20 protein-coding genes and 1 pseudogene are annotated in these 26744 nt (G+C 40.2%); 11 read left to right on the top strand and 10 right to left on the bottom strand.

The features are described 5' to 3' along the window. Positions 1 to 120 precede the first annotated feature (120 nt). Positions 121 to 966: a hypothetical protein gene (locus B4U84_RS00490; RefSeq protein WP_242677502.1), complete on the bottom strand. Its 846-nt coding sequence runs from the start codon at positions 964 to 966 to the stop codon at positions 121 to 123. A 189-nt stretch (positions 967 to 1155) separates the two neighbouring features. On the opposite strand from B4U84_RS00490, the pseudogene B4U84_RS00485 reads away from it, so the two are divergent. Beyond that, positions 1156 to 2301 (top strand): annotated as a pseudogene (locus tag B4U84_RS00485) (ISH3 family transposase). An 87-nt stretch (positions 2302 to 2388) separates the two neighbouring features. Here B4U84_RS00485 and B4U84_RS00480 read toward each other — a convergent pair. Continuing rightward, positions 2389 to 2619, bottom strand: coding sequence for a hypothetical protein (locus B4U84_RS00480; protein ID WP_207390951.1), 231 nt, complete (start codon positions 2617 to 2619; stop codon positions 2389 to 2391). A gap of 143 nt (positions 2620 to 2762) precedes the next feature. On the opposite strand from B4U84_RS00480, the gene B4U84_RS00475 reads away from it, so the two are divergent. Both B4U84_RS00475 and B4U84_RS00470 read left to right on the top strand, forming a co-directional pair. Next, positions 2763 to 4079 carry a hypothetical protein gene (locus tag B4U84_RS00475; RefSeq protein ID WP_131114942.1) on the top strand — a complete coding sequence of 439 codons (1317 nt, stop codon included), beginning with the start codon at positions 2763 to 2765 and terminating at the stop codon, positions 4077 to 4079. 352 nt (positions 4080 to 4431) lie between these two features. Further along, positions 4432 to 5004: a Uma2 family endonuclease gene (locus B4U84_RS00470; RefSeq protein ID WP_026082092.1), complete on the top strand. Its 573-nt coding sequence runs from the start codon at positions 4432 to 4434 to the stop codon at positions 5002 to 5004. Between the two features lie 122 nt (positions 5005 to 5126). Here B4U84_RS00470 and radC read toward each other — a convergent pair whose 3' ends face one another. From radC to B4U84_RS00455, 3 genes are all read right to left on the bottom strand, one after another. Next, positions 5127 to 5858 carry a RadC family protein gene (radC, locus tag B4U84_RS00465; protein ID WP_026082093.1) on the bottom strand — a complete coding sequence of 244 codons (732 nt, stop codon included), beginning with the start codon at positions 5856 to 5858 and terminating at the stop codon, positions 5127 to 5129. Positions 5859 to 5990: 132 nt separating this feature from the next. Then, complete coding sequence (locus B4U84_RS00460; protein WP_017312551.1) at positions 5991 to 6926, bottom strand: phosphoribulokinase; 936 nt, start codon at positions 6924 to 6926, stop codon at positions 5991 to 5993. 538 nt (positions 6927 to 7464) lie between these two features. Next, positions 7465 to 8094 (bottom strand): pentapeptide repeat-containing protein, encoded by a 630-nt coding sequence (locus tag B4U84_RS00455; protein ID WP_131114940.1) that lies wholly within the window; start codon positions 8092 to 8094, stop codon positions 7465 to 7467. A gap of 169 nt (positions 8095 to 8263) precedes the next feature. Here B4U84_RS00455 and B4U84_RS00450 point away from each other — a divergent pair, with 169 nt between their 5' ends. Continuing rightward, positions 8264 to 11098, top strand: coding sequence for a WD40 domain-containing protein (locus B4U84_RS00450; protein WP_131114939.1), 2835 nt, complete (start codon positions 8264 to 8266; stop codon positions 11096 to 11098). A gap of 162 nt (positions 11099 to 11260) precedes the next feature. Here B4U84_RS00450 and B4U84_RS00445 read toward each other — a convergent pair whose 3' ends face one another. Then, the gene (locus tag B4U84_RS00445) at positions 11261 to 13369 is read right to left on the bottom strand and encodes a S8 family serine peptidase (RefSeq protein ID WP_131114937.1); all 2109 of its coding nucleotides are present in this window, start codon (positions 13367 to 13369) and stop codon (positions 11261 to 11263) included. A gap of 236 nt (positions 13370 to 13605) precedes the next feature. Here B4U84_RS00445 and B4U84_RS00440 point away from each other — a divergent pair, with 236 nt between their 5' ends. The 4 genes from B4U84_RS00440 to B4U84_RS00425 all read left to right on the top strand — a co-directional run bounded on the left by B4U84_RS00440 (position 13606) and on the right by B4U84_RS00425 (position 19585). Next, positions 13606 to 14400 (top strand): TIGR00297 family protein, encoded by a 795-nt coding sequence (locus tag B4U84_RS00440; RefSeq protein ID WP_017312554.1) that lies wholly within the window; start codon positions 13606 to 13608, stop codon positions 14398 to 14400. 297 nt (positions 14401 to 14697) lie between these two features. After that, entirely contained in the window at positions 14698 to 15456 is a 759-nt protein-coding gene (locus tag B4U84_RS00435; protein WP_131114935.1) for a peptidylprolyl isomerase, read from the top strand. Next, complete coding sequence (locus B4U84_RS00430) at positions 15405 to 18086, top strand: peptidase domain-containing ABC transporter (protein WP_131114932.1); 2682 nt, start codon at positions 15405 to 15407, stop codon at positions 18084 to 18086. The genes B4U84_RS00435 and B4U84_RS00430 overlap by 52 nt, the downstream gene beginning before the upstream one ends. Positions 18087 to 18253: 167 nt before the next feature. Further along, positions 18254 to 19585 (top strand): aromatic ring-hydroxylating dioxygenase subunit alpha, encoded by a 1332-nt coding sequence (locus B4U84_RS00425; protein WP_131114930.1) that lies wholly within the window; start codon positions 18254 to 18256, stop codon positions 19583 to 19585. A 30-nt stretch (positions 19586 to 19615) separates the two neighbouring features. On the opposite strand, the gene B4U84_RS00420 is transcribed toward B4U84_RS00425, so the two are convergent. From B4U84_RS00420 to murC, 3 genes are all read right to left on the bottom strand, one after another. After that, positions 19616 to 20095: a GNAT family N-acetyltransferase gene (locus B4U84_RS00420; protein ID WP_131114928.1), complete on the bottom strand. Its 480-nt coding sequence runs from the start codon at positions 20093 to 20095 to the stop codon at positions 19616 to 19618. Between the two features lie 94 nt (positions 20096 to 20189). Next, positions 20190 to 21185 (bottom strand): UDP-N-acetylmuramate dehydrogenase, encoded by a 996-nt coding sequence (murB, locus tag B4U84_RS00415; RefSeq protein WP_017312559.1) that lies wholly within the window; start codon positions 21183 to 21185, stop codon positions 20190 to 20192. Between the two features lie 125 nt (positions 21186 to 21310). After that, positions 21311 to 22774, bottom strand: coding sequence for a UDP-N-acetylmuramate--L-alanine ligase (murC, locus tag B4U84_RS00410; RefSeq protein ID WP_131114926.1), 1464 nt, complete (start codon positions 22772 to 22774; stop codon positions 21311 to 21313). Positions 22775 to 23111: 337 nt separating this feature from the next. On the opposite strand from murC, the gene nadD reads away from it, so the two are divergent. Further along, complete coding sequence (nadD, locus tag B4U84_RS00405; protein WP_017312561.1) at positions 23112 to 23729, top strand: nicotinate (nicotinamide) nucleotide adenylyltransferase; 618 nt, start codon at positions 23112 to 23114, stop codon at positions 23727 to 23729. 172 nt (positions 23730 to 23901) lie between these two features. After that, positions 23902 to 24915 (top strand): type I glyceraldehyde-3-phosphate dehydrogenase, encoded by a 1014-nt coding sequence (locus B4U84_RS00400; protein ID WP_017312563.1) that lies wholly within the window; start codon positions 23902 to 23904, stop codon positions 24913 to 24915. Between the two features lie 120 nt (positions 24916 to 25035). Here the strand turns inward: B4U84_RS00400 and thiL are convergent, their stop codons facing one another. After that, a complete protein-coding gene (gene thiL / locus B4U84_RS00395; RefSeq protein WP_131114924.1) occupies positions 25036 to 26055 on the bottom strand; it encodes a thiamine-phosphate kinase in 1020 nt (339 codons plus the stop codon). Positions 26056 to 26252: 197 nt separating this feature from the next. On the opposite strand from thiL, the gene B4U84_RS00390 reads away from it, so the two are divergent. Continuing rightward, positions 26253 to 26657 carry a hypothetical protein gene (locus B4U84_RS00390; RefSeq protein ID WP_131114922.1) on the top strand — a complete coding sequence of 135 codons (405 nt, stop codon included), beginning with the start codon at positions 26253 to 26255 and terminating at the stop codon, positions 26655 to 26657. Positions 26658 to 26744: the final 87 nt, after the last annotated feature.

Here is a 26744-nt window from a genome sequence, read left to right as displayed (position 1 = left end):
AGTAAAGAAGATAATATTTTTGACAAGGGGCAGCAAAAAAGTTGAGAATCCAACGTCTTTGCTCTGTCAAATTAGAACAAACTCAAAGGTCAATTTAGGTGATGCTATCCTTATGAGCATTTACTGAACAGTAGATTGACTGAGTAGAACTTCCAGGTCATTTTGTACCTGCTCAAGTTCTTGACGCTTTTGATAAATCAATTCTTTTTCAGCTTCGCGTTGTTCCAGAGTTTCTTGATGAGCTTTTTCTTGCTGTTCTAGAAGATTTTCATAAAGTGCGATCGCTTGCTCAATCACTCGACTTGCTGATTCAATGCGGCTCTCAAAAACTGTACTAATTATTTCTTCTAACTTCTCAGAAAGTTTATCTATTGATTCATCCAATTTTTCAAAACCAACTTCAAAAACTTTGACTTTTATTTGGTCTTTTAACCCATCTAGGTCTAGTATTCCCAACCCAAACGAACTAGCAATTGTAGCAGCAACACTAGCAACAACAACTGCTATGAATCCAAGTCCTGTGAACACTATTAAGCCAGCCGCTAAAGCGCTACCTATTCCCAGCCCTCCACCTATCCCTCCTAAGCCCATAAACTCATCATTGATACCTGTAATAGAAAGATTCATTTGTTGACTAAAATTTGTGCTAACTTGCTGATCTAAGCGTTTAAAATCTCCTTGTATTGCTTCTATTTCATAAGCGATATTTGCATCTAAATAATCAATACCTTCTTTGAGAATAATATCTTTTAGTATTTGATTACCCCACTCATCTATTTCTTTTGATAAATCTCTGATAAATTGATTAGTATAATCTTTAACCAGTTTATCTTGGCTAAAAACTGGGTTATGCTCCGAATACCAAAATTGACTTTTTTCAACCATTCTTTCACCTAATCCTTCACGCCACTCATCCCAAGATTTAGCAGCTTCCTCATAAAGTTGCTCTACCAGATTAGATGCCAATATACGTATTCTTACATCCCGTCCACTTGCTTCTCCTATTTTCAGTAGATCACAAACTTTTCCCGAAAGGATGATCGCTGGTGAGATGCAGCACACTTTCAGGGAAAATACATAATAAAAAGTTATAGTTGACTACGAGCTAAAAAATGAAATGATTTAGAGTTGTGAATCAAAATGTGGTGAAAAAAATTGACTGTTTTACGAGATAATCCATCTCTTACAGACTCAGAGACGCTTGACGAAGTTCTTAATTGTTTAGTATAAAATATATCGATTGATACCCAAGGTGCCTGTGACGAAAAAACATTATTTGAGATTTTAATTAAAGCAGCTAGTAGTGGAGATAGTATTGAGAACACATCGAAAATATTAGATAATATTCCCTCTGGGAATGATGTTAGATATCATTTGGACAAAATCAATAATTTTGAAGAATTAGAATTACAAATTAATCAGGCTCTGTTAAGTCGTATTCCTGCAAGAATCAAAAATGGAAGTCATTCTATTGCTATAGATTTAAACCTAATTCCTTATTATGGAAAGCCTAGTCCTGAAGAATTACCTTATATATATAGAAGCCAAGCAAAGTCTGGTACTTGTTCATTTTATGCATATGCAACTTTATATGTAATTACCAAAAACAAGCGCATCACTTTGGCAGTAAGAGGCGTACGCTGCTTTGATACTAATGTAGCAATTATTACATATTTACTCGCCGAACTAGAACCTCTAAAAATTCAAATCAAGAAATTATTGCTTGATAGAGGCTTTTTCAGCCTTTCGGTTATTCGTTGGTTGCAAGCTCTAAATATACCTTTTATTATGCCAGCAATACGCAGGGGTAAGCAAAAAGGCATCAAACAATTTCTTAAAGGTAAAAAAAGTTATAAAACCCATTATACGATGACCAAGGGTAAAGATGATTCAGTAACTTTTAACTTATGGATAGTCTGTAAATATAGAAAAGGTAAGCGAGGTAAACATGGAGTTGAGTATTTCGCTTATGTTATTTATCAAGTAAAAACTAGTTTATCTTACATACATCAACACTATCGAAAAAGATTTGGAATTGAAAGCAGTTATCGGTTAAAAAATTTATGTCGAATTAGAACCACTAATAAAAAACCAGCGCTTCGATTATTATTCGTTGGCATTTCTTTCCTTTTAGTTAATATTTGGGTTTATCTTCTCTGGTTAAAAATTAGCCTGAATAGAAGAGGTGGAAGGCTCGTTTATCATCAATTATTTGGTCTGAAGCAGATGTTAGCATTCTTGCGTCAAGCTGTTGAACGAAAATATCAAGTTATTCAAGCTGTTTATCTTCCGTCTAGTTAATATGCTGAAAACAAAACTGTCAACCATTTATAAATGTAACTTATTAATTACTGCACTGTTTTTATAAATATGACAACAAAAAGTATCCTATCTTACAAAAATCCGCAGCGATCGCCCTTTCGGGAAAAGTTTGTGATCTACTGACCTTTGCTTTTCTGACTCTGCTACTGTGCCATCTACAAATATTACTCCCAGCAGTAGTGTTACTAAATTGGCTAAAAATATCACAAGCGGCGTGATATCTCGTTGACTCAGCTTTTGTCCTGTAATGCGAGACAATAAATCAACAGTCTGAGCGCCAATCCGTGAATTATCCATAAAGATTGTGAGCCGATAGAGTTTTCTGGGTTTAGTATGCCCAGGTTTAGCCAAAGTTCAACTATTTACCGAATAAATACGGTTATTTTCCTGACTAGAAACCAGTTAGGCTCAAAAAAATTAGCTTTTAACAATGCAGAAATATGCTGTTCCAATTTGCTCCTGCAATTCAAGCTGGTATTGAGACTGGTAAATATCTACAAGTCTTTAGCAATGAAATACCAATAGCTATGGCTAGAGATGCAGTTACGGGACAGTTTGTGGCTCATGCGATTGGTGCGACAGTCAACAACAGTCCTCTATCACCACTGGTAGTTACTTCTAATTTGCTGATGAGTGGAGTGCAAATGTATCAAACCCATAAAGGTTTTACATCTGTACTGAATAGTCTGCAAACTTTACAAACTAGCTTGGGAGTGCTGCAAGCCACAACGGCTTTGATTGGTGTGGGAACAGTCGCAGGTGTAGCACTAACGGCAGTAAATCTACATCAAACACTCAAGCTGAGAAAAGAAGTAGAGCAAATGCGGCTGGAGGTCAACAATGGCTTTATTGACCTGAAACAAGCTTTAAAAGACCAAGGAGCAGAAATTAGGCAATTAATTGAGCAAGTAGCCCAAGATATCAAATTTGAACAACATCGCACTGTTTTAATTCGGGCGTATGGGCTGTTTATTCAGGCTATGAACCGCTTTCGTTCAGCGATGCAATTACAGGACATTAGCCGGAAAAACGCTGAGATTGATGGTGTAAGGGGAATGTTTTTTGAGGCTTTAGCAGATTACACTAATCCCCATTTATTGTCAGAAACTTGTGCAGCTGGACAACTCCGCAGACTGGAATGTGCTTGGACAATTGAACAGGGGATTGTTGCTACATATCAAGCCCAAAACGAAATGTCAGCCGTTAGCGATAGGCTTTACCATCTCCAAAATACCATCAGTGAAAACGCTTGCATGGTAATTGATTCATGTGACTCATACGATGAACTCGATTTTCTTTTCCCTGAAATCAGCCGTATTCGTAACCACGATTTAGTAGTTGTCGAAACATGGCACAATCAAGTTGACTGGATGCGATCGCTCCCCTCATCAGAACTTAAACTCTTAAATATCGCTGATTTCAACACTGAAGAATCTAACAGCACCCCGGACACCAAGCAAGACACAACCGCTTTAGCACCACCAGAACAATTTACGTACGAAAATTTAAGCGAAAAATCTCACTTTTACTCCTTGCGTGACCAGCTAATATTTATGTTTAAGCCAGGATTACGTAAAGACTATGAAGCCTACGTAAATCAACAAGCTGGTGTTGCTGGTTACAGAACATTAGTTCCAAAAAATTTACAGCAAGCTTCCGACTTAACTGTTGCAAATCTCTATTACTACTTCAAAATTAGGGATGAATCGGAAACTGAGGAAGTACAAGCAGTAGAGGCTATAACAATACATACATGACAGAACAAAGCATTTAAACTAAACATAGGACAGGTTGCTGGATTTGTTGTTATTTTCAGCTTACTAAGTAAGTTGGCGCTAATATTTACAGCTATGTTAAGAAATTTAAATGTAGTGGCGTGGCAAGGCTAAAATAGTGCATTAGATTTTTAGTTTTTTTAGCGTTAAAGCGCTTACTACCAACCTTTTCTATTGCATCATTTTAGTCTAGACACGCCACTACAGCTAATTTATATTTCTTCATATACATTGAATTTTTCCCGCCGACTTACTTATCTGTCCTTTTCCTTATCCCGAACTCAGGTTACATATTAAACTACAGCCTATACAACTGAAGTACTGGAGTTATCGAATGACTCTTAGTCCATCTCATTCCTATCTTTCCCCAGAAGAGTACCTCGAAACGGAAAAATCTAGCCCGATTAAACATGAGTATATCCAAGGGCAGATTTATGCAATGTCCGGTGCAAGTGATGCTCATGTCACAATTACAGCTAACTTAGTTACTCTCCTCAGAAATCACATCCGAGGAACCGGGTGTCGTGTTTACGTTGCTGACATGAAAACACGGATCGAAACACTGAATATTTTCTACTATCCTGATATTATGGTCACTTGCGACCAACGAGATACAAAATTTGAATATTTCAAATGCTATCCCAGCTTAATTATAGAAGTTTTATCACCATCGACAGAGGCTTTTGATCGGGGTGATAAATTTAATGATTATCAGGAATTGGAAACATTACAAGAATATGTTTTAATCAGTCAAACCCGCCAGCGGATTGATTGTTTTCGACGCAATAATGAAGGCAGATGGGTGCTTTACAGCTATAGAGGAAATCAAGATTTAGAGTTAACCAGCGTGAATTTTTCTTGTTCTCTTGCCGAGGTTTACGAAGATGTTTTATTCTCGGAAATATAGGGCTTTTCACCTTTGTGTCTTAGTGTCTTGGTGTTTCAAAAATGGATTTTTTCACCACAAAGACACCAAGACACCAAGAAAAGTACATTACACCTTGAAAGGATTAGTCCTAAAATTTCTGCTCAATCTCCTTGGGGACACTCATTCCACAAAGTTGTAATTTCCCGTATACTCTGATAATTGCCATTTCCTAAAATCAGATGATCAAGTAAGGGAATAGCTAAAAATTTCGCTCCTGCTAACAATTGACGAGTGAGTTCAATATCTTCATTACTGGGTTCAAGATTACCGGAAGGATGGTTGTGTGCTACTATCAACCGCGTTGCACCTTGGCGAATCACTTCTCGAAAAATCTCACCGGGGGGTGCGAGGGTTTCGGTAGCAGTCCCAATAGTAATTACCTGTGTCCCTAACAAACGATTTTTGATATCTAAGAGGACAACTGCTAAACGTTCTTGATTTTGCCACATTAAATCTTGACTCAAAGCAGCAGCAGCAGCAGCTGGGCTATCTATCACTGTACGATCCGCAGGGCGCGATTGAAAGGCACGTTTGCCCAATTCAATAGCGGCTAGAATAGTTGTTGCTTTGGCTGGGCCGATACCAGGTATTCGCATGAGTTCAGCAACACTGATGTCTCGCAGTACTGCTAAGGGTTCGCGATCGCATTTGCTCAATTCATGTAAAATATATTGTCCCAAACCCACAGCCGAAAGTTTTCCCGCACCTTGACCAGTGCCGAGCAAAATTGCTAATAATTCAGCAGTAGATAATATTTTGGCGCCATGAGCCATCAAGCGTTCCCGTGGACGCTCTGTCTCTGGCATATCAGCAATTCTGAGGCTATAAGTCATAAATCAAGGGAATAATATCATAAAGAGTATGTATACTCTAGTAATCCCTTGTTAGCTCTCAAAATCTATGTCTTTTTGCTAAATTTTTCCAAATTTTGTTGTTTATTGTTTGTTAATTGGAATAATTAACCACTATTGATGCATCTGTGTTGCTTTGAGCATATGATAAGTTGTCAGAAGCTGAGTGATAGCGAGGGGATAACTCTGGATTGTTTCGCCAGTTGTACCAGCGACTTTACCTATCTCTGGATTACTTTCGCGATCGCATACGTTCTTTAAATATGGCATATCAGAGCAAATCAAGTGTTCTAATTTGTTGACTTGTTCTAGAGTTGCATGACCATCTACTTCCAGGACATCAACTGGTTTACCCATATCCCGATCTAATCCTAGACGGATGGCAGACATGGTACTATCACCAATATCGAGAATTTGAGTAAAATCTGGATGGGGAATTGTAGGACGTAATACCAAACGCACGTTTAGGTGTCCGTTGGTGTTATTAGTATCATCGTTGGGTGGATAGAAACTCACCACGATATCTGACCATTGCCGTTGCGGTCTGATAAACTGTTCTGAGTCTGGTTCTCGCTTTTCTAACTCTGCTAGTACTTGTTCTTCTGTATATCCGCGCTTTTGCGTATCTCGCTTGACTTTCCAACTAGCGCGTATAGATTCGGGAGGTGCAAGGTAAACTCTCACATCATAGCAATCACGAGCGCCACGGGTAGAATAGCCAAGCAATCCTTCTATAATCACAAATTTGTTGGGTTTGATATACACTGGAGCCTCAAAAGTACCAGTTTTGTGGCTGTAAACTGGCTTGAGAATAGGTTGACCAGTCCGCAACAACGAGAGATGCTGCTGCATAATATCCAGATGGTTGCAATCAGGATGGAGAGCCGTAATCCCAATTTCTGCACGTTGTTTGCGATCGTACTTGTGGTAATCATCTGTACAGATGATCGTGACATTTTCTGGGCCAAGTACCTGAGCAATCCCTCTTGTCAGCGTAGTTTTACCAGCAGCACTGTCACCAACAATACCAAGAATAATTGGACGGCTCATGGTTTATTCCCCCTGAAGATAGCAGATACAGCAAAGTGCAATTTTAAATTGTATGCCAGTTTACTAATTCTAGAAATGAATGAAATATAACTCAAGCTCTAAAAGAGATGTTGCTATCAAGATTAATAACTAAATTTTAATTAAATCACCAACCATCAAGCTTATTTATTCTTTTCAACGATTTGTATATATTTTTATCGATTAATGAAACGGGGAATATTCGTGAGAGGATGTTTGAAAAGTTCTTAATTCTGAGGCGGGCTGGATGAGAATGCAATAGCCCTGCACCCCAACGAGACCTGGTAACACTGGTGTTAAGTTAAATGATCGCGCAATAACCCTGTTTTGTCACTCTGGGAAAATAAAAATAAGAGCCAAATTTTCAACTGTAGATAGAGCGAGCATTTGAGCGTTTATTTTCGTTCTAGAATGGCTAAAATCAAGCTTTTTGGTAAAAGTCTTATGCTGTAAGCATCCTAGATTATTCTCTTCCGAAAGTGACAAAACAGGGTTAAGAGGGTGATTGCACATTAGAAAATTATCTTTTATGTTTGATGCTAGACATTGACTTTGGTGATGGAGTCTCTTGAGTTGTAGCTTGAATAGTATGTGTAGGTTTGGGTGGTTGTTCAGTTTTTGAGGCATTAATCATAGTTACTATAATGCCACCACCTCCTATAAAAGTAACAATGAGTGGGACAACTACATACTGTATCCACCACTTGGCATCCACAGAATCGAACTTAACCACAGAAGAATTCTTAAAATCTGCACCTCGATTTTTTAGGGCATGTTTTATATCTTCAGTTAGTCCAGTACTAGCTTGAAAAATAGCACCTTGAACGTTTGCGCCATTCAAATTAACATCATCTAGTTTTGCGTTTGCCAAATTAGCTCGTCTTAAGTCAGCTCCAGTTAAATCTGCTCGACGTAAATCAGAACCACTTAGATCTGCGTCAGATAATTGCGCGCCACACAATTTGGCATCTTTCAAATCAGCTCCACGTAGTTGAGAATCCTGCAATTTAGAACCGTTCAGCTTTGTATTCCTCAAATTACTGCCATTGAGTTGAGCACCTATGAGATTAGATCCGCTCAGATCACAATTACTCATATCGTGACCACTTAAATCCATGTGAAAAAAATTATTAGGGGCATTCTGACGCATACAACTCCTTTGTTACTTAGTAAGTATAATGTTGAAACATGAGATGCCTCTAGCGTAAGGAAATGCAAAAAATTAGTCTCCACATCGAAATCCTTATGGTTTTTCAAGGAAATTAAAGTATTCTAGAAAAATAATTAGGATTTAGATAAGGAATTTAATTAATACAGCAATGACCTCAAAGAAAGACGACACCCTTTTTATAGAAAAGTCTAAGGATTGGGATCTAGAACGCTTGTATGAAGATTTACTTCCAGCAAAAGATGTGAGACGGAGAAAAATACTGACATCAGTAGAAAAGTGTCATCTGAGAGGTTTGCTTTGCAGAAATAGTCCTCAAGAAATTGCCGACAAGCGTGGTGTGTCGTTAGGTACAGTAAGTGATGCTTTATCTAAGACAGTTTATAGATACGTCGAGTACTTGTTAAATTCAGAAGGACAGCAAAATGTAGAGATTAAAAAGATTGAGAAGTGGGAAGATGTAGCTTACTTACTTGAAAAAGCAGGTTATAAAAAAAAGATATTAGAGCTATATCCTAGCACTCAGCCTGTGGAAGAGGAAAGGCAAGGCAGTATTGATATTAATACAAAAGAAGACTGGGGAGATGCACCTGGTTTATCAAATTTCTTTGGACGCACAAAAGAAATTGACATTCTGAAACAGTGGATTGTTGCTAAGAATACTGAAAGTGATGAAAATCTCTGTCGAATGGTAGCTATTGTAGGTATAGCTGGAACTGGCAAAACTAGTTTAACTGTAACGTTGCGTGGTGGTATTGGTAAAACAGATCTGTTGCTCAAACTCGTAAACGAGATTAAAAACTATTTTGACTATATAATTTGGCGAAGTCTACGTAATAGCCCACCTTTTACAGAAATTCTAAAAGACATTATCAAATTCTTATCAGATCAGGAAGAAATTAATTTATTGGATACGGTAGAAAAGCAAATTACACAACAGTTACTAAAATATTTGTGTCAAAAACGTTGCTTAATCATACTTGATAATTTTGAGTCAGTGTTTTCTAATCTTGTTATTTGGCAAGCCTACTTGCAAGACATAGAAATTCATGACAGCAATTTTACAAATTCTGAACTATATAAGTATGTTTTTACTCAAACTTTAGGAACTATTTATTCAGTAGCATATAGTCCTGATGGAAAGTTGTTAGCTATAAGTGATGCTAAAGGTGAAATTCGTGTATATCGAACAGTAGATGGTCAACAAATATCTGTTTGTCGTGGACATGATGACTGGGTCAGATCAATTGCCTTTAGTCCTAATGGACAAGTTCTTGTTAGTGGAAGTGAAGATAAACGTTTAGGAATATGGAATTTTAATACAGGTCAATGTATTCAAATGTTACCTGGAAATGCTCATAGAATTAGGTCTGTTGCCTTTAGCCCAGATGGCAGGTTTTTCGCTAGTGGCAACGATGATAACACTGTAAGACTGTGGGATGTTAACACACGTGAATGCCTTAAAATCCTACATAAGCATAGTAGTAGAGTTCAGTCAGTTGCTTTTAGTCCAGATGGACAGATTATTGCTAGTGGCAGTGAAGACAAAACTGTGAAGTTATGGAACGTCAATACAGGCCAATGTCTTAAAACCTTATCATCTCACAGTTCTTTGCTACGGGCAGTTGCCTTTAGTCCAGATGGACAAATTCTTGCTAGTGGTAGTGATGACAAAACTGTGAAGTTATGGAACGTTAATACTGGCGAATGTATTAAGAGCCTGAGCATTCCTCAAGGAGGATCGGTAAGTTCAATTGCCTTTCATGCAGATGGAGAAACTCTTGCTAGTGGTAGCTTTGATAAAACAATTAGAGTCTGGAACTTTCATACCGGTGATTGCCTTAAAACTTTACAGGGACATACTGCTGGAGTCTGCTCAGTAGCTTTTCATCCGGATGGTCAAACTCTTGCTAGCAGTGCTCAAGATCGAGTGTTAAAGACATGGGACGTTAAAGTTGGTAAATGCTTGAGTACTCTGTATGGTTACAGCAATTGGGTTTTGTCAGTTGCTTTTAGTAGCGATGGACAACGTTTTGCTAGTGCTAGTGAAGACCAAAAAGTGCGAATTTGGGATGTACAAACTGGTCAATGTCTCCAAACTTTTTCGGGTCATGAGCGAATGGTATGGTCGGTAGCCTTCAGTCCTGATGGTAAAACTATTGTTAGTGGAAGTGACGATAACACTATTAAGTTATGGACTATTGATACTGGTGAATGTAGCTCTTTATATGGTCATAATATGTGGGTAAGAGCAGTAGCTTTTAGTCCTAATAATAAAATGATTGCTAGTGGTAGTGGAGACAAAACCATTAAGATATGGGATGTTTCTAACGGTCAGTGCCTGAAGACTTTGGAAGGTCATGAGGATAGAGTATGGACAGTAGCCTTCAGTCCTGATGGTCAAAGTTTAGTTAGTGGTAGTAATGATTTGACTGTGAGGATATGGGATGTTTCTACTGGTCAGTGTCTTAAGACTTTAAAAGGACATACAGATAGAGTTTGGTCAACGATTTTTTCCCCGAATGGTGAAACTGTAATTAGTGGTAGTAACGATCGCACAATAAAAATCTGGGACGTTAGTACCGGTGAATGTCTCCAAAGTTTACAAGGTCATACAGGAGGAGTATTATCGGTTGCTGTAAGTCCAGACGGACATCTGATTGCCAATGGAACTGGAATAAGTGGAAGTGAAGACAAAACTTTAAATTTGAAAATTTGGAAAATCTCTAGTGGTGAATGTCTTCACGATTTACGAAAACACACCGCTCCGGTCAAGTCTGTTGCTTTTAGTCCAGACAGTCAAATACTTGTTAGTAGCAGTTACGATGAAACAATAAACTTCTGGAATGTCAAAACAGGTGAGTGCTTGAAAACCTTGAGGCCACCTCGTCCGTATGAAGGTATGAATATTACAGGTATTCAAGGTTTAACTACTCCTGAAAAAGCCACTTTGAAAGCTTTAGGCGCAGTTGAACATAGGGAATAACTTGTAAATTTTCATGCTGCTACGTTCGGAACGTAGGTGCTTATCTTGTTTATCTGTTTCAGTCTTCTACCTCAGTCGTCTCGCATTAGGTAATTAAGGTTATCCTCTTTCTTCTCCTTAAACCGATTGATTATTTTTTTATTTGGAAGTCCCTTCTCTCGACTAAACCGTAGTAGTCTGAACCCTAGAAATGGCCAGTGCGCGTCGTACAGCTGCGTCAGTGTTGACAACGCCGTAGCCGTAGACTGTATCATAACCGGGAGTACCAAGATCGTAAGCAGTGGTTGAAAGAATTGAGCGTATCTGTGTTGCTGTTAAGTTTGGATTAGCACTCCACACTAATGATGCTACTCCTGTAACATTTGCTGTTGCGGCAGAAGTGCCGTTGAAATTGGTTGTGTAGTCTAATTTATTGTAGAAGAGTTCGGATGTGTTGCGGCTAGCATTGGTAGAGGTAAACTCTGTTGGTGCTACTAAAGTTAAACCATCTCCATAATTAGAACCCCACCACTGTATACCTTGACTAGGATAATCAACTCTTGTTCCTGGTGTTTTCGCATTACCGTAGTAGTCTTGAGTTCCCCAAGAAGCGCCTACCGCAATCACATTTTGGTATTTCTTAGCTAAATCCGCAGGACTAGAAATGGTATTTTGATTACCGTTACCAGAAGCGATGACGAACAAGACATCATTTTGGTTGTTAGCAATTAGTTCTTCAAATGCTGCTGAGTAACCACCAGAAAGGCTGAGGTTAATTATTAAAGGCTTATTCTGACTATCTGCCCAATTGATCAATGTCTGTGTAGCCTCAGCTAAACTATAGTCGCCAGGATTACCACCAATAACATCGAGCTGCATAACGGGAGAATTCCAGTTGATACCAGCTATACCAAGATTATTGTTACTAGTCGCTGCGATCGTTCCCTGGACTAAAGTTCCGTGAGAAGAAGATGATGAATACTCATCAAAAGAGTTAGAACTAATACTATTGGTGAATCGTAAATCTGGGTGAAGATTACCATTAACGTCAAGTGCTAGTCCTGTATCTTCAATTCCCACTAATACCTGATTTGAACCTGTGGTGAACCGCCAAGCTTTCTGCACATCCATCATGTGCAAGTTCCATTGTTGGTTAAATAGCGGATCATTTGGTGTTACTGATAAATTGATGACAGTATCTGCAAACTTAATAGTGTCGATACCCTCAAATAAAATTTGCCTACCATCAGAGAAAGCGATCGCATCAAACACACGGGCTGGTGAATCACCAGGATCGTAAATCACGCCACCATTCACACTATTAGCATAATTAAATGATAAAACTTGTGTAGACACAAAAGCAGACAGATCTAGTGTGTCTCGCCCTCCACTACCAAAGTCAACATTACCTTTGCCAGAAAAGACTGTTTGTGTAGAATTCGGTGTATATATAAATGTATCTGCCCTAAGTGTACCTTGATGATTATTAGCATTTGTCGGTATTGTAGCTGTAGTATTGCCACCATCTACCGAGTTTAGTTGATCTGAAGTTTGAATTACTGCTGTAGAATCTGGTGATGTTAATGATAAATGTAGATTGTAAAAAGTTTGATTACCGTTATACGAATAAATTTCTATATAATATGTTCCTGCTGTCAAACTACTAGTAATAAATTCATCAGTATTCCCAATATTGGCAGAACCAGCGAGTATATCACCCTGCCAATTTAACAGTCGCATATCTGCATCAGCACCCAAATCTTTGAGTGATAAATTAACATCACTAGTACTATTGATGTTGAACTTATAATAGTCATAATTGTCAGATTTACCTACCCAATCCGTATAACTAATAGTTTGAGGATTAGCAGAGATTTCACCGATATCCAAAGCAGTATCTAGAGTGTTACCTGCATTGTCAATCGGTATTGCCGAAACGCTCAATTCATATTTGGTTTTGGCTTTGCCCGCAGAATGGACTTGAATGTAATAAGTACCAGCTTCTAAGGTCGTGTTGATTGACTCAGCTTTTTTGCCAGTACGGTTAGAAGCAGCAATCACTTCTCCCTGGTCTACTACACCATTGCCATTTGCATCTTGAATCAACTGCACATCAGCATTGGCACTTAAGTTAGTTAAGTCAAGTTGAAAACTACTCCTACCGTCAAGTGTGAATTTATAACAATCGATAGGGTCTTTCAGAGAGACTTTATCACTAAACGTGTGAGAATTGTTTGTAAATGTAAAACTTCTAGCTTGATCTAGAGAATTGCCCGCAAGGTCTGATGACATTTTTAACTTAGTATTTCAAACTACAAGATAATTTTCTTACCATCCATCATCTGCTTCTCTCAGGAAAAAATAATGCTGATATGCATTACTTTAATGAATAAGCATCAAAAATTTACCAAAACTTCAAAAAATAGCTGCGTGATTTCACTGGGTTACAAGTTTATGGGGGTTTGGGAGTGTAGCGGAAATTCGATATTCTGTTGGTGATTTGAATAAAATACCCAAACGCAGAAACAATGTTTTCTTTAATTAACTCTGTAAATCCCTGGGTTGTGGGAGCAGCATTAAATTCTATGCTGTTGGTTGTAGCTTGGATTGCTCCTAAAAAGCTGCTTACTCCTGCTGGTTACTTCCATGCTGGGTTACTTGGTGTCCTGACTTGGGGAACATTAGGTTGGCAAGGATACACAATTGTGATGTTCTATTTTTTAGTTGGTTCTTTTGTCACGCGTATTGGGATGGCCCAGAAGGAAGCTGAAGGTATTGCGGAAAAGCGTTCTGGTGCAAGAGGCCCAGAAAATGTCTGGGGTTCAGCTTTAATTGGAACACTGTGCGCTTTGGGAGTAGGGATGCTAGACTTGGAAGTCTTTGGCGTTACCCAATCCCTGATCCCTGATCCTCGCTCCCTACTACTTCTGGGTTATGTCGCAAGTTTTAGTACAAAGCTATCTGATACCTGTGCAAGTGAAGTGGGGAAAGCTTATGGCAAGAGTACTTTCTTGATTACTACTTTACAACCAGTTCCCCGTGGAACTGAAGGAGCAGTCAGTTTAGAAGGAACTTTGGCTGGTGTGGTGGCCTCAGTGGCGATCGCCTTTGTGGGTTGGGTTATTGGTTTAGTTCAACCTTTGAGTGTAGTTTGGTGTGTAGTAGCTGCATTTATTGCCACAAATATAGAAAGCGTCATTGGAGCAACATTGCAATCAAAATACACTTGGTTAACTAATGAATTAGTGAATATTTTAAATACATTGATCGGTGCGATCGCAGCGATTTTTTTGGCTTGGTTTTGGGCAATTACAATTGCATAATGTCGATCCACAAAACCAAGGAAATTGTAATTATAATCACGTGGCATTTTCCGGAAATTTTGAATGCGTAGTTATTTTTCCTAAAACACTCTAGTTGTTTGTGCGATACTGTCCTAATTATTTTCCGATACTAGGTAGATATTTTTACGAATAATTTACAAGATAGAGTTGCCACTCTGTCTTGTAAGTCTTACCATGGCAATATAAAGTTGGCATAAGAATGTCAATTCAATTACGAATTTCCTCTGAGGGGAAAATGTATAATTACTCTTCTTCGTAGATCTACGTATTTATCCTATGGAATCTTCTTCCTTTTTAACTGTTAATGAGCAACAAATTTCGTTTGGACAAGTAGTAAAATATTTGCAAAACTCTGGAAAACTAGGACAATTTATTGGGGATATTCTACGTCAATATGTAATAGAAAAAGAATTAGAAACTCGTGAAGATATAGCTATTAGTCCGGCTCTCACTGAACAGGCAATTATTGATTTTCGATTGAAAAATCAACTAACAGATCCAAAAAGTTTTCAAGAATGGCTACAAAATAATGGTAAAGATTATGATTCTTTCCACTCTAGTGTTGCTCTGGGCTTCAAGTTAGAAAAACTCAAAGCAGTGATCACAGAACCCAAACTGCCAGAATATTTCATCGAAAGGAAAATTTTCCTGGATCGGGTGGTAATTTCGCGAATTATTATAGACAACCGGGAATTAGCCGAGGAATTACAAGCCCAAATAGAGGAAGGAGCTAGCTTTGAAGCATTAGCTAGAGAATATTCGCTTACAGATGATCGAATCGTCAACGGCATGATGGGTCCAGTCAGTCGAGGAACATTGCCTGATACACTCAGAGCAGCAATAGACGTGGCAAGCCCAATGGAAATAGTAGGGCCAATTGAGCTGGAAGAACGTTATGGTTTGTTTCGTCTAGAACAAATTTTGCCAGCTTCGTTGGAAGATACTCAACTAAAGCAAGCACTACAGAATGAGTTGTTTGAGAAATGGCTAGCAGAGAAAATTCAGAAGCTAACGGTAAAACTGCAAGTGAATTAAACCTGATAGATGATGAGTCTTCACATACAAGGGTGCTAGCCTCTCTACCTTGGACACAAGCACCGCTATGTTGGTTAAGTTCACAACAGCAAACCCTATTGCAACAAAAGTCAGAAACTCTACGCTTCGGTTTAGGAAAAAGAATCTGGCCAAAAGATGGAGTAGGTTATCAGTTTTTGATTGTCAGTGGTAAAGTCCGCCTGCGGGAGGAAGGAGTTGGTAAACCACTAGCAACTTTAACGACAGGTGATTGGTTTGGTAGCTTGCAGAAATTACCGCTCGAATGCAAAGCTGTAGCTGCTAGCAAAGATGTAGTAGTTGTACGTTGGCCTGTAAAAGTATGGGCAGAAATTTCCACACCACAAATTGAGGAATTTTGGGAAGGAGATAGGGGGGACGAGGGGGACAGGGGGGACAAGGGGGACTTCTCTTACTCCCCCCACACTCCCCAGACCCCCAGACGCGATGAATCGCGTCTCTACATTACTCCCCACACCTCCCAGCAAACTTACCCGTTTGTTGCTAGTCGGAATACGGCTGCTGCTTGTTTAACAATGGTGGCGCAACAGTTAGATCAACCTGTGAAGTTGGAATGGGTACAACGCCAAGTCAGAGGACAGCAGCCAAAACATGTTGTAGAAGCAGGAGAAAAGTTAGGCTTTGTACTGCGAAGATTGCAAGTGAGTTGGATGGATTTGCAACAGTTGTCATTTCCGGCTTTATTGCAGTGGGGTGAATCACCGGAAGCTGAAGGTAACTGGGTGGTAGTTTATGCTGTGAGGGGCGATCGCTTACTCATAGCCAATCCTCTCAATGGCGATCGCACTTGTGAAATTTTGTCACAGTCATTGGTAGAAGAGTATTGGAATGGGCAACTGTGGCAAGTAGAGTTAATTCAAAAGCAGGAAAAATTTAACCTTAATTGGTTTTTACCGGCTGTCTGGCAATATCGGGGACTATTAGGGGAAGTGTTGCTGGCGTCGTTGACGTTACAAATGCTGGGGTTAGCAACGCCACTGATTACCCAAGTTGTAATCGATAAAGTCATGGTACAAGAGAGTTTGGCTACTCTTGATGTCATGGCGATCGCATTGTTATTAGTGGCAATTTTTGAGGCTACACTTGGTATTCTACGGCTATTTGTCTTTACTCACACCGCCCGACGCTTAGATTTAAGTTTGTCCGCCCAGCTATTTCGCCACTTGATGCGCTTACCTTTAGCTTACTTTGAATCACGCCGGGTAGGAGACACAGTTGCACGGGTGCAGGAACTGGAACAAATTCGTCAGTTTCTCACTGGTACAGCTTTGACTGTGGTGTTAGACAGCGTTTTTGCTGTGGTATATCTGGTATTGATGTTCTACTACAGCATTCCCCTCACCTTCACGGCGTTGGCGGTACTACCTTTATTTGCGATTCTGACACTAGTAGCTACACCAATTCTTCGTAACTGGCTCAACGAAACCTTTAACCGCAGTGCTGATAGCCAGTCATTTTTGGTAGAGACAGTCACAGGAATTCATTCAGTGAAAGCCCATGCAGCCGAAGCAGTAGCACGCGATCGTTGGGAAGGTTTATTTGCTCGTTTTATCCGCACAGGTTTTAAAGCTTCCACCACTTCTAATATCAGCAGCAATATCGGTGACTTCCTGACTAATTTCTCTAGCCTACTCATTCTCTGGTTTGGTGCTAAGTTAGTCATTGAAAACAAACTTACAGTTGGTCAACTTGTCGCTTTTCAAATGCTTTCTGGTAGAGTGACTGGCCCATTGTTAAGATTAGTACAACTGTGGCAAAATCTGCAACAAGTTCTGCTTTCCGTAGACAGAATTGGCGATATTCTCAACGTCGCCCCAGAAGCAGAACCAGGTACAGGTTTAGTTTTACCACCCCTGAAAGGCCAAGTCGCTTTTGATCAAGTATTTTTCCGCTACCGCCAAAATACTGAACCTGTGCTACGGGGTATTTCTTTTAACGTGCAGCCAGGGCAATTTGTTGGTATTGTCGGACGCAGTGGTTCTGGTAAGAGTACCCTTTCTAAACTTTTGCAACGTCTCTATCAAATCGAATCAGGACGCATTCTCATTGACGGTTTTGATATTAAAAGCGCTGACTTAACTTCCTTGCGTCAACAGATTAGCGTTGTTTTGCAAGAAGACTTTTTATTCAACGGTTCGATTTTAGATAACATCACCCTGGGGAATCCAGAAATTACCGCAGAACAAGTAGTAGAAGCTGCTAGACTTGCTGTTGCCCATGACTTTATTAGTGAGTTACCCCATGGTTACGAAACCAATGTTGGCGAACGGGGTACAGCTTTATCTGGGGGACAACGCCAACGTATAGCCCTAGCGCGGTTGTTTCTTTCCCAAGCGCCTATTTTGATATTAGACGAAGCTACCAGCGCCCTAGATAGTGAAACCGAACAACAGGTACTGCAAAACTTGCAAACAGTTTCCCAAGGACGGACTGTATTTTTAATTGCTCACCGCTTTGCACCTTTAAAACGTGCTGATTTAATTTTGGTGTTAGAAAAAGGAGTTTTGATCGAACGCGGGACACATACAGATCTATTGCAGCAAAAAGGTTTGTATTGGTCGCTGTATCAACGGCAGCAGTTTAATATTTAGCTATAACCAAAGTTGTACGTTCGTTACGCTGTTGCTAAAGCACGCTACTAGCTCAAAAGTTACACTTACCTTCCAAGATCAGCTAGGCTATTATTTGCTGTATCTTCCAATTTATGGTCAAAATACAAAAAGGAGACTCTTGAAATACCCATCACTGTAACTACATAATGCAATCAGAATTCAACTTTTTTCAGCACTGGTATCCCATTTCACCCGTTGAAGACCTAGACCCCAAAAGACCAACACCAGTTACACTTTTGGGACTGCGCTTAGTCATTTGGAAACCTAAGTCAGATCAGAACTATCGCGTATTTTTGGATAAATGTCCCCATCGCCTTGCACCCTTAAGTGAGGGACGGATTGACGAGAAAACAGGTAATTTGATGTGTAGTTATCATGGATGGCAATTTGATCAGCAAGGAATTTGTACTCACATTCCCCAAGCAGAAAATCCAGAACTTGTGAGTAAGAATAAAGAAAATCTGTGTGCAATTACCTTACCAGTTCGCCAAGCACAGGATCTACTTTGGGTGTGGCCTGATGTTAAATCAGCGGATCTCGCGGCGACTACAGCTTTACCTGTGTCACCGCAAGTCGATGCAACCAAAGGTTTTGTTTGGTCTTCTTTTGTACGTGACTTAGAATATGACTGGGAAATCCTAGTAGAAAACGTCGCAGATCCTAGTCATGTTCCTTTTGCTCATCATGGGGTACAAGGCGATCGCGCACAAGCAAAACCTATACCAATTGAAATTCTGCAATCAACAGCAAATTTGATTGAAGCAGGTACTATCGGACGATACCAAACAACAATTACTTTTGAACCACCTTGTCGGTTGGAATATGCAATCAAGTTTGGCGACGCTGGAAAGCAGATTGGACTTGTAACTTATTGTGTACCAGTATCTCCTGGTAAATCTCGGATTGTGGCTCAGTTTCCTCGTAACTTTGCCAATACAGCTCGTCGTTTCATACCCCGTTGGTGGAATCACATTAGCGAACGTAATGAAGTTCTTGATGGAGATATGGTGCTTCTACAACAGCAAGAGTATTTTCTCCAACAGACAGAATCGTCACAAAGCTGGAAAACTGCCTATAAACTACCTACCAGTGCTGACCGTTTAGTGATTGAGTATAGGGGGTGGTTTGATAAGTATTGTCATGGACAGTTACCCTGGAGTGAAGTGGGAATAAGTGTTCCAGAAATCAGGAATATCAATGAAAATCGCGAACAAGTTTTGGATCGTTACAAACAACACACGCAGCATTGTAGTAGCTGTCGGGGTGCGCTGAAAGTTGTGCAACGCTTACAAATAGCACTTTTAGCATACTTTGCGATTACTGTTGCTGGAGTTGCTGTTCTTCCCGATGCACTTCGAGTTCAACTTGGCTTACCTCTGGTAATCACAGCCCTACTTGGACTTGCAGCTTATGCTTGGTTAAAATTCTGGCTTAGTCCTAAATTTTACTTTGTGGACTATGTTCATGCGGATAGATAGGGAAATATTTCGTAGTAAGCACTTAAGTGCTTATAAAACTTTCTCCATGAACACAGTACATGGACTATCATTATACCGTTCAATCGAGTAAAAACCAAGTTTGCTGTAAAGTTTGAGTGCTTGTGATTGTCGCTCTTCGTTAGCTAGGTCAAGTCTGGCTTTGTGATACCCTGCTTGCCGTGCAAAATCGAAGAGCGTTTGAGCCATTTTCCAGCCGAAACCCTGTCCTCGATACTCTTTGAGAAACCACATTCGCTTGAGTTCACAGATTTCATCATCGAGTCGTCGAATCGCCCCAGTCCCTACAACTTGTTCATCATCAACCAAAACCAAGAACGTACCGCCATTGTCAAAATAGTGTGACTGCACATTCTCGATATCAGACATGGAATCAATTCGCCTCAAATCTGCTTCGGTCAGTACACCTTGCCAAATTTCTAGGGAAACTCCCATAACTATTTGCTTGGCTTGTTCGATTTGATGTTGCTGGATTGGTCTAATCTCAACCACTGGCTTTGCTCTGATTGTACAAACTATCTACCAACCAAAAGCGCCAGCTAGAAGCTGACGCTCACAGTCATGAATATAAATCACAATTATCAAATCAACAAACTGCTGGGAATTCTCCCAACATCTTAACTTCTGGTTCTAATAAAATTGACCAGCGATCCTGTACTTGATACTGCACATGACGAATGAGATTGAAAATATCCCACGCACTCGCACCACCGCAGTTGACGATAAAATTAGCGTGGCGTTGTGCTACTTGTGCGTTACCAATTTGGAAGCCTTTTAAACCCGTTTGTTCAATTAACCAGCCTGCGGAATAGGGTTTGGGGTTGCGGAAGACGCTACCGCAACTAGGTTTGTCGTAGGGTTGGGTTGTCAGTCGGTGTTGTTTGTGTTGCTTGGTTGTTGCAATTACCAAGGCGGGATCAGCACCGGGTTGCATTCGGAATGTGGCTTGGGTAACAATGCGATCGCTTCCTTGTAAAATCGAAGTACGATAACTATAACCCAATTGCTCGCTAGTCACGGTTTCAATAGTGCCATCAGGTGAAAGTACTTGAGCGCTAACTAAGATATCTGCAATACAGCTATTATGCGCTCCTGCATTCATCACCACAGCACCACCGACGGTTCCAGGGATACCTACAGACCATTCTAAGCCCTGCCATCCTTGCTCTGCGACTGCCATGGCCAAACCGGGAATGGGTTCGCCAGCAGCTACAGTTAATAGACCGGTTTCTAGATCAAAATGAGTTTGACGAAGGCGACGAGTAGCGATGACTAAACCTGGAATTCCGCGATCGCTTACTAGCAAGTTAGAACCTGCTCCCAGTACTGTTACTCGCAAACCTTCCTCTTTTGCATACCTTAAACTAGCATACATTGCTTCAATGTTACGTGGAGCAACATACCATTCTGCTGGCCCTCCTACTCTGTAAGAGGTATATGCTGACAGAGGAACTTGTGGTTTGATCGCGCAGTCAGTACCAAGTAAAGGAATTTCCTTAATATCGGAATTTGTCGTTTGTTGTTTATTTACAGTCACACCAGAATTTGTGCAGACATCTACAGCTGCCTGGGAAATTACCATATTTACCAGAATCTGTTTTATTTTGATGTTTATCCACCGTAGGAACACGGTTATTTGTTGATGCAATTTAAAGAAATTTACAAAACTGACACTATGCCAGATAGGGAAACTAGTTAGTGAAACTTTTAGGATGTTGCTGTAGCTGGCTGACGAAGTGTAGCAATTACCTCCGGAATTACCTGATTTAAATTTCCAGCTCCTAAAAACAACGCTAAGTCTCCAGAACGTAGTGTTTGCTGTAAGAAATCACACATAGAACTGAGGTTTGCTTGATACTTAACTTGTGGATGATGCTTTGCAACTTCCTGTGCTAGTTGTTCTCCACTTACCTGTCCTAAGTTGACTTCTCCGGCGCTGTAAATGTCAGTCAGTATAACTACATCAGCATGGGTAAAAGATTCGGCAAATTCTTCTAAAAATGCCAGTGTACGGCTGTAGCGATGGGGTTGGAAGATGGCGACGACCCTTTGTCCTGGTCTTGCTTGTAGACGTGCAGCTGCTAAAGTTGCACGAATTTCGCTGGGATGATGAGCATAGTCATCAATAAATGTGATACCATGAGCTTCACCCCGAAATTCAAAGCGGCGTCTTGCACCTTCAAAAGTTGCAAGACCCTTGCCGATTTCACCAAATTCTAATCCCAAAACGCGACCAACGGCCACTGCTGCCAGAGCATTGCTGAGGTTGTGGCGACCGAGTAAACGTAACTTTAACACACCCAAGGCTTTGCCCCGCTCCCAAACTAAAGCGGTAGTGCCATCAGCACGATAATCTATATTTGTAACGGTATAATCTGCACCTGTGTCTGAATATAAGCTATAACTTATTGTTGGTTGAAAGCGATCGCGCACTGTTGCACAATCAATGCTAGCCACTAGAGTCTGACAACTTTTAGCAAAGGTATGGAAAATCTCCACTACTTCTTCTAAATTGTCATAGTGGTCAGGATGGTCTAGTTCAATATTCGTGATTACACCGATTTTTGGGGCATGTTTGACTAATGAACCATCTGATTCATCTGCTTCTGCTACCAAATAGCGACTTTGCCCTAATCTAGCGTTACCTTCCCAAGCATTAACTTCACCACCAATTAAGATTGTGGGGTCAAGACCCGCTTCCAGTAACATATATCCAATCATGCTACTAGTGGTGGTTTTGCCATGAGTTCCAGCAACTGCAATGCTGTCATATTCAGAAATTAAATTTGCCAATACATCTGAACGATGGAAAATTGGGCAGCCTAATTCTAATGCTGCTTTATATTCCAGATTATTAGTATTTATTGCTGTTGAACAAATTACTTGTGGTAATTGTGCCACTTTATCAGTTGACACATGATTTTTAGTATTTAAGACTACTTGATTTTCATTCTCTTTTGGACGAAAGAATTCCAAATTGCTTGCTTCTTGCTTGGCAAAAATATGAGCGCCGAGAGATTCCAATTTACAAGTTATGTGATTTGGGCGAAGATCCGAACCAGAAACTGGCAATTGTCGTTTGGCTAGCACATATGCCAGAGCAGACATACCTATGCCACCAATCCCAATAAAATGAAATGGTCTACCGCTAAAGTCTACACAATTATTCATCTATTACTCCTCTAACACCACACCACACCATCATCACAAATAACACGCGTATCATAACAGGATTTTGTTTTTTAAAGATACTACCTCTATATAAATCTCATACTCATGATTGGTTGATTTTGATGCTCAGATGACATTACTTCAGAATGATTTTAACCTCGTTAGTAGTTTTTCTCTTCATGAACTAATATTATGTTTATTCTGCAAATTTCTGCACTTTCGGGAAATATACAACTGTATTTTCAAACACATAATTTTTGTTTCATTGCTGGAATTGGCTATAATAGTGGGCTGATGGTTAATCACTTTAATATCGACTTAAGCAAAATTAAAGAGAGTGGATGCAAAAATCGCAATTTTTGGTGGCACATTTGATCCTGTTCATTGGGGACATCTCATCGTAGCCGAAACCGCTCTCAATCAAGTACCCCTAGAAAAAGTTATTTGGGTGCCATCAGCAGATCCTCCTCATAAAAAAGCGGCTTCATTCCAACATCGTTTAGCAATGCTGCAAGCAGCGACAACAGACAATTCAGCCTTTGCCGTTTCACCGATTGAGCAATTGCAATCTGGTACTTCTTATGCCATCAATACCCTGATTGATTTAGCCACTGCTTATCCCAAGACTCATTGGTATTGGATTGTTGGCCTAGATACCTTTCAAAAGTTACCTCAGTGGTATCGCGCACAGGAATTAGCACAATTATGCGATTGGTTAATTGCACCTCGATTTGTTGGTAGTGAATGTGTAACTCAAACTGATTTAATCTGCAAAGAGGTGGAGCAAAAACTAGCAAAGCAGATTTATAGCATAAATTGGCGCTTGTTGCATACCCCTATAGTTGGAATTTCTTCAAGCATGATTCGTAACTTGCGTCGCGATCGCCAATCAATTCGTTACCTAGTCCCGGAATCAGTCCGAAGTTACATAGCTGATCACAATCTCTATGCTTGAAGTAGGGGATTGGGGATCCCCAATCCCCGATCCCTGTTCCCTATAATTAAAAAAAATTTAAAATTTTTTTTGGGATCTCACATTTTATAGTTATATATACTCCCCCCTTTGCGATATGATCGGGGTCAACCATAAGATTTAATTAGGCATATATAACAGAGGGCAAGACGCTGTGATTAGAGTTGCTATCAACGGTTTCGGGCGCATCGGTCGTAATTTTATGCGCTGTTGGTTGGGTAGAGAGAATAGCAATATTGACTTGGTTGCTATCAATGACACCTCAGACCCTAGAACCAACGCTCACTTGCTCAAATATGACTCGATGCTAGGGAAGTTAAAAAATGCTGATATTACTGCTGATGATAACTCGATTATCGCCAACGGCAAGACCGTAAAATGTGTATCTGATCGCAACCCAGAAAACTTGCCCTGGAAAGAGTGGGAAATTGACCTAATTATCGAGGCTACAGGGGTATTCACCGCTAAAGAAGGGGCTATGAAGCATGTGAATGCTGGAGCCAAGAAGGTTCTAATCACTGCTCCTGGCAAAAACGAAGATGGTACTTTCGTAATTGGCGTAAATCATCACGATTACGATCACGACAAACACCACATAATCAGTAACGCTAGCTGTACCACCAACTGCTTGGCTCCGATTGCCAAAGTGTTACATGAGAGATTCGGCATCATCAAAGGTACAATGACCACCACCCACAGCTACACAGGTGATCAGCGCTTGCTAGACGCTTCTCACCGTGATGTCCGCCGTGCGCGTGCTGCGGCTATTAACATTGTGCCTACTTCCACCGGTGCAGCAAAAGCTGTAGCGTTGGTACTGCCAGATCTCAAAGGCAAGCTGAATGGTGTAGCATTGCGTGTACCTACCCCCAATGTTTCAATGGTGGATTTTGTCATACAAGTTGAAAAGCCAACAATTGCGGAAGAAGTCAACGCAGCTCTCAAGAGTGCCTCTGAAAATGAGCTAAAAGGCATTTTAGACTACAGTGAACTACAATTGGTATCCTCTGACTATCAAGGTACTGATGCTTCTTCCATTATTGATGCCAGCTTAACACTGGTTATGGGCGGTGACATGGTGAAAGTTATGGCGTGGTACGACAACGAATGGGGTTACAGCCAGCGCGTTCTCGACCTGGCAGAATTAGTAGCTGTGAAGTGGAAGTAATAATCAATGGTCAATGGTCAATGGTCAAAACTGTCAACTATGGACTCTCGACTCTGGAGTATTGACTATTGTACAGACGCGAGGAATATCGCATCTGTACCAATGACTATTGACTATTGACTATTGACTAAAATGCTGAAACCCCTGACTGAGAGTCAAAACTTGGTCGGGGAATTCTTTTTTTTGGTCTTGTAGGATTACGGTTGAAGTATCTGTAATTTCTCCGACAACAGCAGCACCTTGACCAAGTATGTGTACTAATTTATATGCTGGCTGTTTGGGTAAACACAAGACTAATTCAAAATCTTCCCCACCGTAGAGGCTATACTGTAGAGCTTGTTCTTTGGTCAACCAGTGATCAAATACTTGTGGAATAGGTATTTGTGTACGTTCTATAACAGCACCAACTTTACTAGCACGGCAAATTTGTACTATTGCATCTGCTAAACCATCGCTGCTATCCATTCCGGCGATCGCAAATTGGGAAGAGTCAAGAATTTGCCAAAGGATGGGTAAGACATCTAATCGGGGTTTTGGACGTTGGTGAGCGCGGATTAGAGCCTCTGTTTTCTCTTGGCTGAGGTTTTTTGCCTTTTCGGGATGTAAGAGCAGTTCTAAGCCAGCCTGGGATGCACCGTGAACACCAGTGACAACAATTGCATCTCCTATTTGAGCTTGGTTGCGACGGATAATTCGTTGGGGGTAAGCTTGACCAAAAGCGGTAATGGCTACGGTAATTACTGGCGATCGCACAACATCACCACCCACAATCGGAGTATTGTATTGTTGTAAGCATTGTGTCATACCTCCATACATTTGTTCTACCCAACTGACAGCAACATCACCGGGTAGTCCTAATCCCACAGTAATTCCCAAGGTCGAAGCACCCATTGCTGCAAGATCTGATAAATTAGCAGCAGCAGCGCGCCAACCAACATCTTCTGCGGAAGTCGTAATCTCACTAAAGTGAATTTTATCAACTAAAACATCGGTAGTAACTACTACAGATTGCTCTGGTTCAGTAGCAATAACTGCTGCATCGTCTCCAATAATTTCTGCGGGACAGAAACGCTGCAAAATTTGTAAAAGTCCTTGTTCGCCGATATCTTTAACTAGCAAAGAAGATGATTGATTGTTCATAATAGGAATTTAATTTTTTTTAGGATATTGTTTGAAGATAATCAAACCAGATTGAGGTAAATTGCTTCTTCCACATAGGGTAAATTAAATACCCTTGTAACATCATGTTATTTCGCTTTTAAATTGCAGAATTCCATGTCTATCAAAACTACCTAAACGAATAATTTAGGTAATCAAAAAGTGATGAGATATTAAACATGAAAAAAGCAATTACTGTCTTGGTGGCTTTTCCTTTTTTGACCTTGGTAGCTTGTCAGCCAACTTCTACTCAGAATGCAACTGCTGAATTTTGTGGAAATTTAGCTAAATTGGAACAGGCTGTTAATCAAATGTCAAATTTAACTCCTGCTTCCACAGTTGGAGATCTCAGAGCAGCTGATAGAGCAGTTGATCAGGCGATCGCAAATGTTAGGGAATCAGCTAAGAGGGTAAAGGAAGCCAGAATAGACAATCTTAATCAAGCCTACAATAACCTTGACAAGACGGTTAATAGTCTTTCTAACAGACAAACTCTTGCTTCTGCTGCAACTTCTATTCAGCAAGCATCTGCAAAAGTTAAAACTGCAAAAGCACAGCTAGATTCTAGTATTAATTGTCCTTAGTAAGTGTCTAAAGCTAAATAAGCTTTATTAATGAGTGGGGCGGATGTTTCGTCCGCCCATTATTATTGGTAGAAATTTTGAGTCTGA

Source organism: Westiellopsis prolifica IICB1 (genome assembly GCF_004323185.1).
In the GTDB taxonomy this organism is placed as follows: Bacteria; Cyanobacteriota; Cyanobacteriia; order Cyanobacteriales; family Nostocaceae; genus Pelatocladus; species Pelatocladus prolificus_A.
This window is presented reverse-complemented; position numbering and strand designations above follow the sequence as displayed.